The sequence below is a fragment of the Desulforhabdus amnigena genome, from assembly GCF_027925305.1.
GTDB lineage: Bacteria > Desulfobacterota > Syntrophobacteria > Syntrophobacterales > Syntrophobacteraceae > Desulforhabdus > Desulforhabdus amnigena.
In genome coordinates this window covers 2,690,807-2,707,993 of sequence record NZ_BSDR01000001.1, presented here as the reverse complement: position 1 = coordinate 2,707,993, position 17,187 = coordinate 2,690,807, and the positions used below count along the sequence as shown (strand labels likewise).

General features: G+C 54.6%; 13 protein-coding genes. 4 read left to right on the top strand and 9 right to left on the bottom strand.

Annotated features, from left to right (window positions below; all coding sequences use genetic code 11):
* Positions 1 to 83 precede the first annotated feature (83 nt).
* A complete protein-coding gene (locus QMG16_RS11530) occupies positions 84 to 1,016 on the bottom strand; it encodes a reverse transcriptase domain-containing protein (protein ID WP_281794346.1) in 933 nt (310 codons plus the stop codon).
* A gap of 481 nt (positions 1,017 to 1,497) precedes the next feature.
* On the opposite strand from QMG16_RS11530, the gene QMG16_RS11525 reads away from it, so the two are divergent.
* Together QMG16_RS11525 and QMG16_RS11520 are read left to right on the top strand one after the other, a co-directional pair.
* Positions 1,498 to 2,385, top strand: coding sequence for a site-specific integrase (locus QMG16_RS11525; RefSeq protein ID WP_281794344.1), 888 nt, complete (start codon positions 1,498 to 1,500; stop codon positions 2,383 to 2,385).
* Positions 2,369 to 3,460 (top strand): IS91 family transposase, encoded by a 1,092-nt coding sequence (locus QMG16_RS11520; RefSeq protein ID WP_281794343.1) that lies wholly within the window; start codon positions 2,369 to 2,371, stop codon positions 3,458 to 3,460. The genes QMG16_RS11525 and QMG16_RS11520 overlap by 17 nt, the downstream gene beginning before the upstream one ends.
* Positions 3,461 to 3,842: 382 nt before the next feature.
* On the opposite strand, the gene QMG16_RS11515 is transcribed toward QMG16_RS11520, so the two are convergent.
* The 3 genes from QMG16_RS11515 to QMG16_RS11505 form a co-directional block, all read right to left on the bottom strand.
* Positions 3,843 to 4,457, bottom strand: coding sequence for a hypothetical protein (locus QMG16_RS11515; RefSeq protein ID WP_281794342.1), 615 nt, complete (start codon positions 4,455 to 4,457; stop codon positions 3,843 to 3,845).
* Positions 4,458 to 4,554: 97 nt separating this feature from the next.
* Positions 4,555 to 5,136: a hypothetical protein gene (locus QMG16_RS11510; RefSeq protein ID WP_281794340.1), complete on the bottom strand. Its 582-nt coding sequence runs from the start codon at positions 5,134 to 5,136 to the stop codon at positions 4,555 to 4,557.
* A gap of 21 nt (positions 5,137 to 5,157) precedes the next feature.
* Positions 5,158 to 5,919, bottom strand: a complete 762-nt coding sequence (locus QMG16_RS11505) for an IS5 family transposase (RefSeq protein ID WP_281792066.1) — start codon at positions 5,917 to 5,919, stop codon at positions 5,158 to 5,160.
* Between the two features lie 230 nt (positions 5,920 to 6,149).
* Here QMG16_RS11505 and QMG16_RS11500 point away from each other — a divergent pair, with 230 nt between their 5' ends.
* Both QMG16_RS11500 and QMG16_RS11495 read left to right on the top strand, forming a co-directional pair.
* Positions 6,150 to 6,395 (top strand): hypothetical protein, encoded by a 246-nt coding sequence (locus QMG16_RS11500; protein WP_281797125.1) that lies wholly within the window; start codon positions 6,150 to 6,152, stop codon positions 6,393 to 6,395.
* The gene (locus QMG16_RS11495) at positions 6,292 to 7,251 is read left to right on the top strand and encodes an IS4 family transposase (protein WP_281797077.1); all 960 of its coding nucleotides are present in this window, start codon (positions 6,292 to 6,294) and stop codon (positions 7,249 to 7,251) included. Before QMG16_RS11500 ends, QMG16_RS11495 begins: the two co-directional genes overlap by 104 nt.
* A 163-nt stretch (positions 7,252 to 7,414) precedes the next feature.
* Here the strand turns inward: QMG16_RS11495 and QMG16_RS11490 are convergent, their stop codons facing one another.
* The 5 genes from QMG16_RS11490 to QMG16_RS11470 are packed head-to-tail and all read right to left on the bottom strand — an operon-like array spanning position 7,415 to position 17,170.
* The gene (locus tag QMG16_RS11490; RefSeq protein ID WP_281794339.1) at positions 7,415 to 10,375 is read right to left on the bottom strand and encodes a DEAD/DEAH box helicase; all 2,961 of its coding nucleotides are present in this window, start codon (positions 10,373 to 10,375) and stop codon (positions 7,415 to 7,417) included.
* Positions 10,372 to 13,701: a DEAD/DEAH box helicase gene (locus tag QMG16_RS11485; RefSeq protein ID WP_281794338.1), complete on the bottom strand. Its 3,330-nt coding sequence runs from the start codon at positions 13,699 to 13,701 to the stop codon at positions 10,372 to 10,374. Before QMG16_RS11485 ends, QMG16_RS11490 begins: the two co-directional genes overlap by 4 nt.
* A gap of 15 nt (positions 13,702 to 13,716) precedes the next feature.
* On the bottom strand, positions 13,717 to 14,994 hold the full coding sequence (locus QMG16_RS11480) for a BREX system ATP-binding domain-containing protein (RefSeq protein ID WP_281794336.1): 1,278 nt from the start codon (positions 14,992 to 14,994) through the stop codon (positions 13,717 to 13,719).
* Complete coding sequence (locus tag QMG16_RS11475) at positions 14,994 to 16,328, bottom strand: BREX system ATP-binding domain-containing protein (RefSeq protein WP_281794334.1); 1,335 nt, start codon at positions 16,326 to 16,328, stop codon at positions 14,994 to 14,996. Before QMG16_RS11475 ends, QMG16_RS11480 begins: the two co-directional genes overlap by 1 nt.
* The gene (locus QMG16_RS11470) at positions 16,325 to 17,170 is read right to left on the bottom strand and encodes a hypothetical protein (protein WP_281794332.1); all 846 of its coding nucleotides are present in this window, start codon (positions 17,168 to 17,170) and stop codon (positions 16,325 to 16,327) included. The genes QMG16_RS11475 and QMG16_RS11470 overlap by 4 nt, the downstream gene beginning before the upstream one ends.
* Positions 17,171 to 17,187 lie beyond the last annotated feature (17 nt).

Below are 17,187 nucleotides of genomic sequence, written 5' to 3'. Positions count from 1 at the left end.
CTCGACTTGGATGGGTCTTTTACAGGCTCTGAGGGACGGAAGACATTGAGCGACTCCCCTATGAACAATAACCATTGGCATCGTCACTGCATCTCACTGTTCCAAATCGTCCGATATGCTTTCCACTTGAGTCGCCATCTTTCTTCCCAAAGCGACTGCCGAAGCCTCTGCGGCTTGCTCATAAATCGACTTCTTCCATGACTCGGGCAGATCCTGAAGTCCTGCCTCCCAAAGAGCTTGAAATACCTTTGGCTTGGCATGGGTATCGAACATGCTTTATTTACCTTGAGCTTCAGCTTGCAGGAAAGATATCGGGTGATGCTCTCCATTACCCTCTGCCCTGCTCGAAGGCTCCGCACGTAAATGTTACAATCATCAGCATATCTCGCGAATCGGTGTCCTCGTTTCTCCAACTCCCGTTCCAACTCGTCCAGGAGCAGATTACTGAGTAGCGGGGAAAGTGGGCCGCCCTGCGGGGTACCCTCTACCGTCTCATGCAACGCATCGTCATCCAGGACTCCTGCTTTCAGGAAACTTCGGATCAGCGTGAGAAGGCATTGATCCTTCACCCACTTGGATACCTCACTCAAAAGCTTATCGTGGTTGACTCGGTCGAAAAACTTTTCCAAGTCCATATCCACAGTGTACCCATAACCACTTCTCAGATGCTTCTGCGTCCATTTGAGGGCCTGATGGGCGCTGGGTCCGGGGCGAAAACCTAAGCTCGACTTCGAAAACGCCTTGTCCCGTTCAGGCTGCAATATCTGCAAAACCGCTTGCTGGATCAGTCGATCCACGGCTGTGGGAACTCCTAATTTTTTTACACCTCCACCGGGCTTTGGTCTATTCACCCTTTTGACCGGTTGAGGTTCATAGGTGCCCGCAAGCAATGTCTCCCGAAGGTATGGCCCCAACTCCTTCACCGTCATCCCATCTATGCCGGGACTCCCGCCATTTCTCAGAACCTGTTTGTACGCCTTCAGCAGATTGCCTTCACTGACAATCTGCTCCATCATCTGCATTTCTTGCAACGGACTCTCGGTTGCAATTTCAACATAAACCTGTGGCTGCCCTTCTTCCCGAAGGGCAGCCACATTTGAATTGCCGGCTTACAGTTCATCCGATCTTGCTCCAATCATCCACTCCTACCGTTCAGGCCTTCAGTTTCCTGGTTTCCGGCTCGCATATCTGTTCTCTCCGCCTTTCGGCTTGCGGAGTGCCTCACTAGCTTCGCCTGTCAGCAAACCTAATATGCCCTCTGCTGACTCCTGCACAGCGGTCAGACTCGATTGCTCTTGCCTCAGTTCTCTCCTCCGGTTGCAGGCTGTTGTTCAAGTAAGCCGCTACGAGGCAGGTTTACCCGACGCTCCTAATCCTTGTCATCTCGTCAACATCCCTGCCTTGCCAGCCAATTTGCAGTAACCCTGATGGATTCATGGTAACCTTCCTACACGCAGTTCTTCGTCCAATTCCACATCAAAAATAAGGAGAGTTACCATGAAAGACTATTACGAGAAGTCCATCAGAGCCCTTCAGCTCGCCGGAATGAGCGAGCTCACTCAAGAGTGCTACACGCGCGCAGTACGTCTGCTTGTAGACTTCTACAAGAAGCCCCCCGATCAGATCAGCGAGTCCGAACTGGAAGACTACTTTCTCCACCGCAGAAACACCGACAAATGGTCTGCCGCCACACTTCGTATCGCATACAGTGGCATCAAGTTCTTTTTTGTCAACGTGCTTCAACGCGACTGGCACATTTTTGCCTATCTGAAGGCCAAGCGGGAACAAAAACTTCCCTGCATTCTAAGTAAAGAAGAGGTCTTCTCCATCCTGCATCACCTCACCACTTTCCACAACTACGTCTTCCATTCCACTGTGTATGCCTGCGGGTTAAGGATTTCCGAAGCCCTCGCCCTGCAAGTATCCGACATAGACGGCAAACGCATGATGATCCATGTCCACCGCGGCAAGGGAGCAAAGGACCGCTATGTTCCCCTTCCTCAAGACACCTATCAGTTGCTCCGCAGGTATTGGGTAACTCACAGAAATCCCGTCTTCATCTTCCCTGCCCTGGGCAGAGGAGGAAACGAAGGACCAACCGCCAAAACGCATATGGCTCTTGACAGTGCGCAGGGAGCCTTTCGACGGGCCAAGTTCGCCGCCGGCATTACCAAGCGGCGAATATCTGTCCACAGTCTTTGCCATTGCTATGCCACCCACCTCCTGGAAGCCGGCGTCAACCCCAGAATCATCCAAAGATATATGGGGCATGCAAGCCTCGAAACCACCATGATCTATTTTCATCTCACCCAAAAGGGAACGGAAGATGCCTGCAGGATCATCAACACCACCATGAAGGGGTTCCATTATGGCGACAATCAGTGAGATCTTCCGTACCTTCAGCCCCGAGTATGTCGATCGCTTTGGAGACTCCATGCCTCAGGAGCATCGCAAAGCAATGAATGCCATCATCGACTGCCGCACCGAAGCGGCCGGCATTGCCGTTTATGAGTGTCAAGAGTGTGGAGAGCTCCATAGGGTCAACAGATCCTGTGGGAATCGCCATTGTCCAACCTGCCAGAATCACAAAACCAGCCAATGGCTGCAAAGACAGATGCAACGGCAGCTTCCCGGACACCATTTCATGATGACCTTCACCGTTCCCGAAGGATTGCGACGCTTCATACGATCCAACCAGCGGGTGGGCTATTCCGCCCTGTTCACGACCTCATCGGACGCCATCAAAAAACTGGCCAGGGATAAAAAGCACATGGGAGGAGACCTTCCAGGTTTTTTCGGGGTCCTCCACACCTGGGGACGCACCCAGGAGTACCATCCCCACATCCATTATGTGGTTGCAGGAGGAGCCCTGTCGATCAGGGATCGCACCTGGCATCCCTCGCGCATAGACTTTTATCTGCCGGTAAGGGCACTCTCAAAAATCTTTAGAGCCAAGTTCAAGGATGCAATGATAAAGGCCGGGCTCTTCGAGCATATCCCCGCCGAGGTCTGGCTCCAAGATTGGAACGTCAATTGTCAGGCAGTGGGTGAAAGCCAAGCCAGCCTGAAGTATTTGGCTCCCTACGTCTTTAAGGTGGCGATCTCCAATCATCGCATTGTGAAAGTCGAAGAGCAGACCGTCTTTTTCCGCTACCGCAAAACTCACAGTAACCGGTGGCGCACCATGGCCCTGGATGCCATGGAGTTTATGAGACGGTTTCTGCAGCATGTGCTTCCAACCGGGTTCATGAAGGTCCGTTACTACGGATTCTTGAATCCCAATTGCAAAGTCGAGCTCGATACCGTTTCTACTCTGATCGAGCTCTCCCGCGGCTTTGAGATCAGCAGGCCGGAAGTTGAGATCGAGCCATGGAAGCCCATCACTTGCAGCAAGTGCGGTGGAACCCTCAAGCTGCGGGTGATTATTTTGCCCTGTGGGACTGTGATCAAGCCTGGATAGGCTCCAGTCGCCGCATCACAAGACATCTACATGATCTTTGAATCTTCGCTTCAAACAGATCCTTGAAGCGACACACTTGAGGTACGCCCAATCAATGAAGATTACTCAAATAAACCCCTATCGTGAAGGCTCTCTGATGCGCTGAATGAGTCTGGCTTGACCACAATCACGGCAATCTGCTTGCTTATCTTCCCCCAAATTGGCTGGAAACCGTGAACCTTTCATTGCTTCCAGTCAATCGACTCTCCTGCAAATCGAACCAATACCCTATACCAGAATCGATGCTAGTCCGGGCTTCTTGAACAATGGATAGAGGGGAGCAATAGAGGGGTGGGGAAAAGCATCCCACCCCTCTATTGCTCCCCTCTATCCTTGTAGGTTCTCACAGACCGAGCCCTTTGTCCGCGCCGTATCGCCATAGAATTACATCAACTGCGTGACGTGACATTCCGTATTTATCGCTAAGGAAAGCTACAAGTTCTTCTACCGATGTCGCGCAAGCGTCTGCTGCTCGAACAAGCCAAACATCAGGCTTTGCTTCATCTGCCAAGCCTATATTTTTAGCGAGGTGAAACTTTGTGATTGGTCCAATTCCAGGCAGCTCCTCAAGCATGTCAGTACCTGCATTCTGTAGGCGTTTCTTGAAGGCAGAAAATCCCTCTTTTGCAATAGCTTTGCTACCCTCTAAAAATGAACTCGCCTTCCGTTCATTGTTGAAGACGGCAAGAACAGGCTTTATAGATTTCATTTTGGCTAGACCTTCCAGTTCAAACTCTTTGAAAGCCGACTTTAGATTTGGAAAGATTGCCTCAATCGTTGACACTTTGAATCCGCTTGCATAGACAACCCAGCAGTATTCAGAAAGAAACCGTTTTGCTCTCAAGTTTTTGAATGTTTCTGGGGTAATGGAATTTGCCCAATCAACTTCATCCGCGTGCTCTGCCTCACAATAGGCTTTCGCAGATTCAAACATTTGTATTGCTGCATTTTGCTTCATGAATCCTTCCTGCGGCTAACGTGAAGTTCTGCGGACCCAAAAGCGGAGCGAAGCGAAGCTTTTGAGGGTCGGCTGGAGCAACTCGTTATGTGTTCAATCACGGGTTCGTTTGGAAAAGATTAGTTCCTTGTGACCTAAACCTATCATTCCATACGAGATCAAAAAATATACGCGCTTCCAGGCCAAGTCTGTCGGCTTTCTTCCGCAGGAAGATTTGGACTTGTGTGTATTTTGATCTTGTTGTGACATCCTTAAATGTAAAATTGCGCCGAAGTCCGAGGCTAAAAAGTTCGGAGTCAGAAAAAACGAATTCTGATTGAAACATCTGGCTATCCAGCGGCAGAAATAAGTGTTTTGTAACATCTGGCCTCAATAGCTCAAAATCCTCGCCCATTGACACCATGTGCTCTAAAACAATATCTACTGGTTTCCGGATCTTGTTATAAGATTGAAGCTGAGTTTTGACGATATTGTTACTTAATCCATCGATCAAGCGTTTGCAGATTTCATCAGAATATTTGTCAAGATCGTCGTCACTTTTTACCTTACTGAGGTTCGATATGATTTCTTGTTTGCTTCTCGTAAAAAATAAGTCAAAAACATCCTTTGCCCCTGGTTTTGCCTTGTCTATCCGGTGAAAACCACGATATGTGTTGGATGCCAAACTACCCGTTGCCAAGCTATAGGTTCTGTTGACATTTCACCTCAACCAGATGAGAGCTGCGACAAAGCCAAGAAAGCCCAAGAAGCTTCTGTCGAGCTTGTCGAATCTGGAGAAAATGCGTCTGAAATGTTTGATCTTGCTCATAAAGCACTCGATCAGATGTCGTTCGCGGTAGCGGCATTGGTCGTATTCGCGGGGCTCTTTGCGATTGGACCGGGGTGGAATCACAGCAGTAGCTCCAGATTGGGTGATCGCCTGGACGAAGGCATCCGAATCATAGCCCTTGTCTCCCAGTGCATGAGCGAAGGTGAAGCCCTCGATAAGAGCCGGTCCCTGTTCGATGTCACTCTTCTGACCGGGAGTGAGAATGAACCTCAGGGGATTTCCCAAGCCATCTACCGCTACGTGGATCTTGGTGGAAAAACCTCCTCGGCTGCGCCCGAGAGCCTGTGTCTCTTGTCCACCGGATCTTTTGAGGGCTCCGGCAGCACAGGGATGGGCACGAACAATGGTGCTGTCAAACATGAAGTTCTCCATATCGGGATCATCTATGAAGTGCTCGTGCATTCTGGAGAAGATACCCTTGTTACACCAGCGGGCGAATCGTTTATAGACACTGTTCCAGTTACCGAATTTCTCCGGGAGCAGTCTCCACTGAGCACCACTTCGTGTAATCCAAAGGAGTGCCTCAATGAAAAGACGGCAATCACCTTCTTCTCCTACGTAAACATCCACACAGGAGCGAAGGAATTGGAGGATCTTCAACCATGTTTCATCTTGTAGTAGTGCTGTTGACATCTATTAATTAGAACCCAAATGTCAACAGAACCTAGTAAGTCAATTGAGGTCTTGGTCTAAAGAAGACCCGCTCCCCGGTCTTGTTGATTTGCTTGACAAGTTCGTGCTCTTTCATTTCTTTCCCCCAGCCTGACTACCGGACACTTTTTGGGGTGATCCGAAGGGGGGCTTGCCTGACGGGATAAGCTTTGATTTTGACGGAGAACTTCAGAATCAAAGAGGAAGCCCCCATGAGTGATACCCAGAAACGCCACCGTGCAGTGAGAAATGCTTTGAAAAGAATGTACCCGGGAGCCCCCAAGGGTAATCTGGCCCGACACCTGAACACCTTGGCCTCCATGATCGGTGGGATCGTTGGCAGCCAAAGTACGAATCTTCCCGACGTGGCCAAGAAAGCGACGGTCGAGCCATACGCCAACAAGAAGCGCCAACCGGGAGAGCCGTGTCAAACGGTTTTCCCGCTGGATAGACAATGAGCGCATCAGCCAGGAAATCTACTTCATGCCCTTTGCTCAGATCCTGATCGCAGCTTTGGCGGGCATGCCTCTCGTTCTGGCCATCGACGGGAGTGCTGTCGGCATGGGATGCACAGCCTTGGTCATCGGCATTGTCTACAAAAAGAGACTGTTTCCCCTGGCGTGGATCGTCAGAGAAGGTAAGAAGGGGCATTTCCCTGAAGAAATCCATCTTGAACTTCTCGATCGTGTTCACTCCATCCTTCCCGCCGAGGCTCAAATCATCCTGGTAGGGGACGGGGAATTTGATGGTGTTGACTACCAAAAGACCGTCAACCAATGGGGCTGGCAGTATGTATCACGTACAGCTTCAACCATCATGCTCAGCACGGAGGATCACGAGTTCTCCTTTGAGGACATGGCCTGCAACCTCCAGGCGGGAGAAACGCTCGTTGCTCCCCAAGTCTCTTTTTCCAGGGAGGAATATGGGCCTGTTACGGCCATCGCCTGGTGGGGAAATGGCTACAAGGAGCCCATCTTTCTCGTCACCAACATGGAATCCGTCGAAGACGCCTGTAGTGTTTACAAAAAGCGATTTAAAATCGAAACGTTCTTTTCCGATCAGAAAAGCCGTGGTTTCTACCTGCACAAGAGCCATTTATCCGATCCAGCCCGCTTGGGCCGTCTGATGATCGCAGCGTGCCTGGCCTACTACTGGATCATCTGTTTGGGAGTCGAGGCCGTGCGCCAAGGCTGGCACACGATCTTTCACCGAAAGCATCGGTGTGATCTGAGTCTCTTTCAGATTGGACTCAATGCACTTGAGTACCTGATCGAAAAAGGTAGGGCCATCCCTGTTGCCTTCAACTTGGGCTAAGCGGCCATCTCATGGCCGCTCCCCCTGAAAAGTGTCCGGTAATGAGATTTGCAACACAAATTATCACAAGCGTGGCACTGGATCAACGGCATTTTCGGGGCAATTCCCCCATCTTCGTCAATGATGTTCCTCTGGTAGTGGAGTCGTAAGGTTCCCCCTCTTTTCAATCTCTGTTCCATGCAAACAGGCTCTTCTTATCTTTGCAATGCTGGAGGAATTGTTTGAAACAGGCGTTGGCCGCCAGGGCTTCTTCATTCTGCGGTACCGTCAGAAAAAAGGAGCGGCTTCCGACGACGATCAGCTTATGCCTGGCGCGGGTGATGGCAACATTGAAGCGGTTGGGATTGTTTAGGAATTCGCTCATGACATGGTCGGGGTCGGAAGTCGTCGTGGAGAAGAGGATCACGTCCCGTTCCGCCCCCTGGAGCCTTTCCACGGTGTCGATGACCGGAAGTGCATCGTCGCTCTCCTGAAGGAGTTGGCTCAGGCGGTTCGCCATGGCGTTGTTCTGGGCCCGGTGGGGAGAAATGAGCGCCAGGCGGTTCGGGCCGAGTCCATGGTGGGTCATCAAGCGGTGGGCCAGTTGAACCATGATTTCCACTTCTGGGTCCGATTTCTGGTAGTTGCCCTGGTGGTCGGTGAGGACGAGGGCAATGGGTTTTTCCGGATCGAGGATGCGGTTTATCAGGCCTCTGTGAAGCGATTCATTCCCGTCCCGAGACGATGAAGCGGGAAAGGAAGTAAGTTCGAGCCTGGACGCCGCGTTGCGGGGGTCGCTCTGGAGTGTGCTCTCGTACCACATGCGACTGGGAAAGGCGCAGAGTTCAGCGTTCATGCGATAGGTGCGATCCAGCCGCACCCGGTGCTCCGGACCATAGCGATCCAGGAGCAGCCCGAGAATCGACCGGTGGACATCCGGAGAGGCCGCTTCGTATCTTCCCAGCACGATGGGGGGCAACTGCTTCACGTCGCCGAGAAAAAGGAAGTTTCCTTTGCCGTAGAGGAGGCTGAGGAGCGCATGGGGGAGGAGCACCTGCGAAGCCTCGTCGAAAACAATCCAGTCGAAGACTTGGGGGAACGTTCCATTCCTGCCGTCCAGGAGATTGTAAAGTCCGAATCCCGTGGAACCCAGAATGAGATAAGGACTTCCCGAAATGTCTTCGGCGTTGTTCAGGGGCTCGATCCGAATGCCGGGCCACCCGGACGATCCATCCTGTGCATTTCCGCCCGCTTCCCCTTCTTTGTAACGCCCCCATTTCATGATACGCCCTCGAAATCCTTTGATCCGGTGGCGGTTGACGAGATTCACTACCTTTTCAAGCATCCCGTCGATGGCCTGGTGGGTCAGGGCGCTCACCGCGATGCGAAGGGGTTCGCCCGTCTCCTGGGCTTGCAGTATGAGGGCGATGAGAATCCAGGCCAGAAGATGGGTCTTTCCCGTGCCGGGCGGCCCCTCGATGAGGCTCACCCGCTTGCGGAAAGGAAGTTCGAGGGCCGCCCGCTGTGCCGCGTTGAGCCCTGAAACGGGTTCGAAGCTTTGCATCCAGTTCCGCACCCACAAAAACTTTTCCCGTTCTTGTTCCAAGGGACTCTGCAAAAATCTCCCTTGCCCCTTTGGGTTCGGAGGCGGGCAGGTTCCTTGAAACAGCCGCATATCTTTCAAGAACACCCCCCTGAGTTCCCCCTCAAGGGGGGAATTGAAAGGGGATGTTACCTCAGAAAAGGGTGAGTTTCCCGATTTTTCCCAAGGCTGTTCACCCTTGAATCCTTTGGGAGAGCGGACCGGGGTGAGGGGGACGGGAATAAACTCCGGATGCCCTTCACCGGCGAGGAGCTTCAGAACGGAATGCCTCCCCTCGGCAGAGGATTCCGTGGAGAATATCGCGCGGACGGCGTGGGTGAGCTTCGGATGGTTCCAGTCGGTCAGGTCCTCTTCCAGGGAATAGGCCAGTTGCCTGTTCAGAGGCAGCCTGCCCTGGCGGGCGAGCACCGACAATTTCCCGGCCGCAGGGTTATAGTCGGCCAGAATGACCGGGAAGCCGCCCTGGATGTCCTGGGTGCCGACGACCGCCAGCTTGAGAAAATCCCCCTCCCGAAACTTGGAGAGTTCGTTTTCGGGTTCCATTTGAAAATGGTAAAGGAAACGCCCTTCCTCGTCGAGGGATGTTCGAAGGAATGTCAGCGGCCCGATGGCTCGAAAGCGATCCACCCGTTCCGCCAGGGAATATTCCTGCAGGGCGAGGATATTTTCCTCGCGCAGCCGTTTTTCTTCTTCAAGAAAATGAAGATAATGCGCTCCGGGCGAGCGCCCTTCGGCGGGTTCTTCCCCCCATTCCGTCTGTTCCCAATCGCTTTCGAGGTGCGGATGCGCCCACTTCCAGACCTTTTCCTGCAGGGCAAGAAGGGCTTCGTGGTAGCGGATGAGCTCGCTTCGCCGCTTTTCGTCCTCTTCCCATTCCTCCCGGGGGATATACGGCTCTGGGTCCGGGTGGAAAAGGCTTTCCGGCATTCGGGGGAAAAGGTCCGCCATGTTCTCTTTTTCCGTGGAAGAGGTCAGGCCCAGGACATGATCCAGGGCGAAAAGAGTCAACCTGCCGGGAATGGGAAGGTCGAAGCGCTCCCGGATCAGACGGCGAAGGTCCGTATGATGGCAACGCCCCGGTTCCCAGAGAAAACTGAGCCGGTTGGGACTTCCTGCCTCTTCTGCCCATTCCCGGAGTCCTTGCCAGGTTCCTTCCCCAAAATGGAAAAGGTGCGGTCCCTTTCCATCGGCAATGGATTTTTTCCAGGCCGTCAGAAACCGGTTCGAAAACGACTGCCGGACAGCAGGCAGTTCGTCTTCCCTTACAATCGCCCAGCAGGCGGCATCGACCACTCTTCCTCCTTCATCCACGGCACGATAGGCCAGGACCTGCGGCAGCCCCAAAACGGGGTCCCGCACCAGGTTTACAAAGAAGGCCGTGGAAAGGTTCATTGGGAAAAGCCGTGTTCCAGGATCCCGAAGGTAGATCTGCCGGGTCTTGAGAGCATGAAGACATTCTTTGAGCCTCTCCCTCTGGTGGGGAGTGAAGGATGCGCCTTTATGGCTGTCAGGCGGTGTTGCCGATGCAGCTTTATCTTTCATGAAACGATTTCCTCAAACCAACTCGAAGCATCGTCGATGCTTTTGAATCCGAGCCGCCTCATTTTTTCGAGCGCTCCGGGGCTCAGCCGGGGCAGGAACTGGATCTCTTCGTCCAGCAGGGCCTCCCGGTAACAGGTTTCAAAATAGGGGCAGGTCGTGCAGTGTTCCTGAAGCCGCCAGGTCGCCTCGGACGGGGAGCGTTGGAGCACTGCCGCCATGTTTTGGAAAAGTGCGGGGAATGCGGCCAGGTATGGATCGAGATCGAAGCGATGAATGACGGGTTCCACGCTTCCCCGGGCCGGCCGGGTGATGAGAAAACCGGCATTGGAGACCCGGGCGGAAAAAAGAGCCCCTTGGGAATGCATCCAATCCTTCAAGAGCAGGGCATAAAAGGCCACCTGCCATTTCTGGCTGTAATAGGGGAGGGGGCTGTCCTTGATGTCCCCGACCTCCAGGAGGGGGCCGTCGGGTGCCAGGGATATTCGAATGAGGTCCGGAATGCCGATGCCCTCTATCCGTGCCGGCAAGGAATCCATTTGGAGCTCAGGTTGGGGCTCTGGCCCCGGGTCACCCTGAGAGGATGCATCGGTCTCATGGATCTGCGGTTCATAATGATCTGCCAGGAGAGATGGGACAAGGAGCACCGCCTGGGCGATGCAGGCGGATTCTTTGGGCCGGATGCGTTGAATGGCGTATTCCATTTGCCTGCGGGTTTCGTCGAGACGTTCTTTCAGGGAGCGCGGTTTGCCGTCTTTATCCGTTTCTTCGATGACGATGAGAGTCTCGTGCGCCTGCCGGATATGGTCGAGGACGCGCTTTTCGTGCAGGAGCCCCCGTTCGGTTCGCACCGTTTCGAGGTCCGTATCCACTCGCACTCTTCCCGGGGGCTGCGCCTCGGGGGGCAGAAAATGGAAGCTCAGCCAGCGCCGGCACTGCTCGTGGCGCATGTATTCGCCGACCATCGTTCCGGTGAGGGGGCGTGAAAGGTGTCTTAGGCCCGGCTGCAGGGTAAAGGAAGGCCTTCCCTCGTGGATGGACCATCGTTCTTTTTCAAGGGCGAGGAGGGGGATCGAGTCCGCCACCTGCAGAAAAACCGGTTCCCGGTTCACCGGTTGCTCCCGGTATGGGTCGAGGCAGCCGGGATCGCCGGATACGACTTCCGAGGAGAGGGTCAAATACCGCGAAAAAGCTTCAAATACGCGGCGGTCATAGAGAAAATCCGTCAATTCTTCCACGAGGAGGGGAGGCGGCAGCGCATCGCAAAAAGTATTGAGGGGGAAAAGGGCCCGGAGCATTCGCAGGTGCTCCCTGACCCAGCGCTCCAGTGCGTCGCGGTCCAGGGGCAGTGACAAATCTTTGAAGGGAATACGGTGGGAAGAGGTGATCCCGATTTCATCCGAGGTGATGTAGAGGTCTTCCAGCGTTCCCATGTCCCGTGCAATGGTGTAGCGGAGAATCAGGTTCCCCAGGGAGCCCAGGAAAGTCCGATAGCGGTAGAAGCCGCCCCGCTCCCGCAGGACTTCGATGCCGTTTGCCAGGATCGCCGTGCGCCGGTTCCTCTCCAGTTCTTCCTGCAGCAGTCTGCGGGTTCGGGCGAAGAGACCGAGAGCGGTCGCGTCCGCCGTTTCCTCCGGCGATTTCAAAATGGCCCGTATGGATTGGGCCACCTCGAAGGAAACCTGAAAACCGGCTCCGAGCCATAAAATCTCCTTGTCGTCTATCTGCTCGGCAGGCTGCGCCAGAACGCGTTTCCGTTCTCCTGCATCCACGATCTGCAGGATCTGGATGCGCTTGCCCGCCAGATGGACGCGGTCTCCCGGTTCCAACTGGCGAACGATGGATCGGGGAAGATCGGCGACGGCTTTGCCCTCCAGTTCCAGCAGGTAGTCCTCTTCCGTTTCCGGAAAGTTGCTCCAGATTTTTCGATCCAGGAGAGCGTTCCTGTAGCGCCATCCGCCGTGGAAAAGCGCCCTGCTCCCGACTTCTTGAAGTTTGCCCTTCGAGCTTATCCGGAAATCTTCCTTGTTCCTCAGCCATCCCTGCTTTTCCATGGAGTCGAAAAGGAGCTCCAGGGTCTCCCTGTGGTCCGGAAAGAGCGCCTGCATGGCCGGAAGGGAAAGGTGCTTTTTTTCGTAAAGGCAGGAAAGGATCTGCTGGACCATCACGCTGGGGGAGCGGTTGGGCAGTGGTTTTTCGACGGCCCCGCGCCGTGCCAGCCGCAGCAGGGCCAGGAATCGGAGCAGTTCTTCGCCGGCCCGTTCTCCCCGGCAGATTCCCCAGAAGTGGGTGTGGCTCCGGCGTCGATTGGATCTCCCGATGCGCTGCAAAAAGGCGGATACGGAATCGGGAGGTCCGAAAAGAAGGACCGCGTCCACGTCCCCGATATCGATGCCCAGTTCGAGGGTGCTCGTAGCGATGCAAAGAGCCCGGTCCCGACGGCGGAAACGGTTTTCTATTCCCCGGCGTTCTTTTGGCTTGAGGTTGGAATAATGGAGTTCGGCGACCCCTTGAAAACGTCCCTCCCGGCCGAGAATGGAGTACAGACGGTCGCACTGTCCGCGGCTGTTGGCAAAGAGCAGCGCCTTCCGGTACTTCCAGGTATCGTGGAGATCGTTCAGGAGGGCGACGAGTTCTTCTTCCCGCTTGATATGGATGAGGTGGGGAACAATCTCGCGCTGCAAGGTGCTCAGGAGGTGCACGGCATCGGGGCGAAAACCGAAAAAATCCATGATGGCCCCGACGTCGGAAATGGTGGCCGAAAGGGCGATCTTCTGCACCGGGGCGCCGATGCGGCGTTCCAGGCGCTGGAGCAGGCAGGCCAGCTGTCTGCCCCTGTACTGGTGTACGAGAGGGTGCACCTCATCGATGATCACCGTGCGCACTCGCTGTACAAAACGCTGCAACTCTTTGTTCGAGCTTCCCATGAGGACGTCGAGGGATTCCGGGGTGGTGAGCATCAGGTGAGGGTGTCCGCCGCCGGTCCGTTTGGCGTCGCCCGTGCGGATTCCGAAATTCAATCCCAGGCGTTGACCGAGTATGGGAGCAAGGCGCCGCTCCAGGTCAATGGCCAGTGCGCGCGTGGGAACGATGTAGAGAACGGCGTCAGCCCCTTTTGACCGGATCACCTTTTCGATACAGGGAGCCAGGACGGCTTCGGTCTTGCCCGACCCCGTGGCCGACTGCACCACCAGGTCGCGGCCGGCGAGCACGGGTTCGATGGCCTCCTTCTGGATGGAGTGCAGGTGTGAAAAACTCCCGTAAAAAGTCCGGTAGGTGTTGGGGAGCAGTAAAAGGGGGGAGTCGAATGTGTCGTGAGCTGAAGGCATAGGATACAAAGCTTTTTATAAAACCTGCTCCTGGTACGCCAGGTCCAGGCAATCCACCAGGGCCTTCAGCTTGAGACGGGTTTCCTGGCGGCTCATGGTGCTGAGCCGGTTGGCCATCTCCCGGTGCACCTCCGCTTCGGGAGGCTGCCAGCGGTAGGCCCTGGCATGGAGGTCCATCAGCTTCCGGGAGAGATCTTCCCATTCCTCGCGAGACAGATCGCTCAGCCGGTAAACCGTGAGTTCCCTCCATTCTTGGGCGTAGTTTCGATCGAAATAGGGAATTTCCACCTCTCCCCGTACCCTGACCTGGTCATAATCCTCCTGCCGCACCTGGTGGAAAAAATCTTCGGTGAAGGCAAAGACGGGATAGAGGAACGAGGGATCGGGCTCTTCTGGCGAAAAGAAGCGGTGCAAAAGCTTGTAGGCCTTGCTGCGAAGGAGAACGTTCGCCTGCACGATGGATTCTCCTTCATCGAAGAGAAGGACCCAGCCCCGGTAGCCCATGTTGCGCAAGAGGCGACCCAATGACCGGGTCATTTGGAAGAAGGGTTCCGTGCCGCAAAGGGTCAGAGGCGCTTCCTTGAAGAAGGGAACCCGGCGGTATTTGAAGACGTTTCGCAGGCGATGATACGGTACGGTTTCGCCGGCCAGTGCGCGGGCCAGAAGAACGGGAAATTCCTTCGGGCGGAACGCAGCATGTTTTTTCAGCCGCTTTTCCTTCTCGGAAAGGGGGAGGTTCCTGTGAGCCATGGCCACCAGTACCGATTTGAAAAGATGCGGCATTTCTTTGGGAAGCACATCGGCCGGAGCGTTGACAGGATCTTGACTTTCCGCCATCTGCTGCTGGGCCCACCTCTTCCACTGAACGATGAACGACGCCTCGGTGTCGGGAAACCTTAGGCCGGCCGTCAGCGCCCGGTAGACTTCGCGAAAGTTCTGAAAGGGGACCTCCCGGGGATCCAGGTTGACCATGCTGGTCACGAAGCCTTCCCTCGATGCCCGGTCCTGAATGTAGGTGAGGCTGTGTGATTTGCCCTGTCCGTAGGCCCCCACGACGCAAAGGTGGGGAGATTTTCCTGCGTCCACCGCCCGGAATCCCCGTTCGGTTTCTTCCCTCAGGCGATTCTCATGGGCCGTCAGGAGTCGAACGGCGACGGGATCGAAGAGCCCCTCACGAAGCCGTTCCACGGCGCGGCGGATGCGGAAATCGCTTTCCCTTTCCAGGGCTTCCCGAAAGGATCTGTTTTCCCTGTCCGATGCCTGAATTCCCCCGCCTTGAAGTATGCTTTCCATCACGTATCCCACCTGGGTTGAAGTTGTTCCATCTTTTCCTGTTCCATCTCCCGCCGGCTGGTGAGGATCTGCTCCGTGAGGTCCAACGTCTCATCGGGGGCCTCCCCCTGTTCGGCCATGTCCAGGATGCGGATCACCTGTTTGATAAAAAGGCGCACTTCGCTCAGAAGCCCCATCTGTTTTTGATGCATGCAGATCTGTTCGATGAGGTTTTCCTTCACTATTTCTTTTGCTTCCCAGCGGTAGGAGATTTCGTGAATGCGACGCAGGGCAAGCCCCAGTTCAATGAGCTCCGAAGTCTCGAGGGGGGTCTTGTGCAGATCGATGAGGATACTGCGGTAGTTCAGCCGCTTGCTCTCGCCGATGGAACGAACGCGGCTCCATAGGGCATCGTAGGATTTGAAGCCCTTCTCGGAAAGAATGACGTCGGGGATGATGGAAAAGAAAATATGGAGATGCCGCGCCTGTTCCGTGTTGTCTATGAGGAGGCGGACGTTTTCGTAAGCCGCATTTCGGACGGAGGTCGACTGCGCGACGACGGTTTCCAGTTCATCCAGGAGCAGGATGAGCCCCTTGTAGCCGAGGTACTTGAGGAAAGCCATGAGAGAGCCGAGGAAGCGCTTGCTGTTGGTTTTGTTGAGGGATTCGAAGATCTGAAACGGCTTCAGGTCCTTCTTGGCGACCTTTCCCCCTTCGAACCACTGATAAAGGACTTCGCGTTTCTGAAGGCGCTCTTCCTCCATTTCCCCTTCCTGCGGGGGAGTCAGGCGGTTTTCGAGCAGGCTCATGATTCCGTTGGCAAAATTGGCCTCCATGCCGGGAAGGGCGCGAAGCTCCTCACCCGTGAGGAGCAATTTTTCTTGCAGGGAAGGCCCTTCCTCCAGCGCCATGCCCAATGCCAGGCTGTCGGCCCATGCGTTCAGAAGGCTTCGGATGCCGGCTTCCTCCACCTTCAGGCTCCCGCCTGTCCCGGAACCTGCCGGGACCCGGAGTTGTTTGACGATTTCTCTGTAGACGATTTCAAACTTCTGCATGGGCACTTCGCGTGTGAGAACCACGAAGGAAACGGCAAAGCCCTTCTCCAGGGCCATATGGCGGATGACCGACATGAAGTGGGTTTTCCCGTCTCCATAGTCGCCGTTGATGAAGCGGACCTTGGCCCCGCCTTCCGCGATGTAGTGATCCAGATCGTCTTCTATGAAGGTCAGCCAGTTTTCGCGTCCCACGGTGAAAAAGGAGACATAGTCCATGGGGACGCTTCCCTTCCGGAGTTCCTCGATAATGGCCCTGGCCTGGAAAGGCTTCAATGCGTCGATTTGTTCTTTGGGTATCATGGTTCGGCTTTCTGAAAAGAGATTCCGGTGATCTGGCGCTTTTCGCCGTCGCTGTCGATGAGCCAGAGGGAATTGTTTCTTCCCGGCCTCAACTGCAGGGCGTATCCATCGGACGTTCCGCCCGTGCCCGCCTGAAAATAGCGCCAGAGATCCACGGCAAACTGGTCCAGGCTGTAGCCCCGGAATTTTCCTTTGTCCATGTCCTGAAAGAAGACTTTGCTCTGGAGAGACATGACATATTCGAAATAGAATCGCTGGATGGGAACGGAGTCTCCCTCCGCCCAGCCTTCCTTCTTGAGGATTTCACCATAAGTCTGCCGGAGGCTGTCGATGAAGGCTTGAGGATCGTAAGGACGGTCGTAGAGTTCGCGCTTGGCCCTGAGGAGCGCCGAAATGATCCGCTTGGGATCGATGGATTTGAGGACTTTTTTGTTGATGGTCGTGGTCCGTTTGCTGAAATCCACCGTTCCTTCTATTCCCTTCAGGCAACTGAGGCGGGGAAAATCGATCTCCAGGGGAAGACCGGCCTCTTCGGCCCGTGCCAAGAGATCTTCAATGAAATGGATGCGGTACCGTTCCACTTTTTCATCGGCGTAGGTTCTCAGTTGACCGAAAATCCTCCCGCAGCCCTCGAGCCCCTCTTCCCGCTCTATTTCTTCCACCATTTTGCTCTGAAGGAGTTCATCGAGCAAAATGAAATCGTCTCGACCGGCGCAGCGCATGCACTGATTGATGAACTCGGCCATCCGCTGCCGTTGCATCACCTGTTTTTGATAGGGCTTGAGTATCTCCGAAAGGTCATCCTGAATTTCCTGGAGGAATGATTCGCTGTTATCCATCATATCTCTGGGGTCCTTTA

Bases quoted from the DNA above. Each gene is read 5' to 3' on its own strand.
- QMG16_RS11490 (WP_281794339.1), bottom strand. From the start codon at position 10,375: ATGAAAGATAAAGCTGCATCGGCAACACCGCCTGACAGCCATAAAGGC.
- QMG16_RS11485 (WP_281794338.1), bottom strand. From the start codon at position 13,701: ATGCCTTCAGCTCACGACACATTCGACTCCCCCCTTTTACTGCTCCCC.
- QMG16_RS11530 (WP_281794346.1), bottom strand. From the start codon at position 1,016: ATGATGGAGCAGATTGTCAGTGAAGGCAATCTGCTGAAGGCGTACAAA.
- QMG16_RS11520 (WP_281794343.1), top strand. From the start codon at position 2,369: ATGGCGACAATCAGTGAGATCTTCCGTACCTTCAGCCCCGAGTATGTC.
- QMG16_RS11525 (WP_281794344.1), top strand. From the start codon at position 1,498: ATGAAAGACTATTACGAGAAGTCCATCAGAGCCCTTCAGCTCGCCGGA.
- QMG16_RS11480 (WP_281794336.1), bottom strand. From the start codon at position 14,994: ATGGAAAGCATACTTCAAGGCGGGGGAATTCAGGCATCGGACAGGGAA.
- QMG16_RS11470 (WP_281794332.1), bottom strand. From the start codon at position 17,170: ATGATGGATAACAGCGAATCATTCCTCCAGGAAATTCAGGATGACCTT.
- QMG16_RS11500 (WP_281797125.1), top strand. From the start codon at position 6,150: ATGAGTGATACCCAGAAACGCCACCGTGCAGTGAGAAATGCTTTGAAA.
- QMG16_RS11475 (WP_281794334.1), bottom strand. From the start codon at position 16,328: ATGATACCCAAAGAACAAATCGACGCATTGAAGCCTTTCCAGGCCAGG.
- QMG16_RS11515 (WP_281794342.1), bottom strand. From the start codon at position 4,457: ATGAAGCAAAATGCAGCAATACAAATGTTTGAATCTGCGAAAGCCTAT.
- QMG16_RS11505 (WP_281792066.1), bottom strand. From the start codon at position 5,919: ATGTCAACAGCACTACTACAAGATGAAACATGGTTGAAGATCCTCCAA.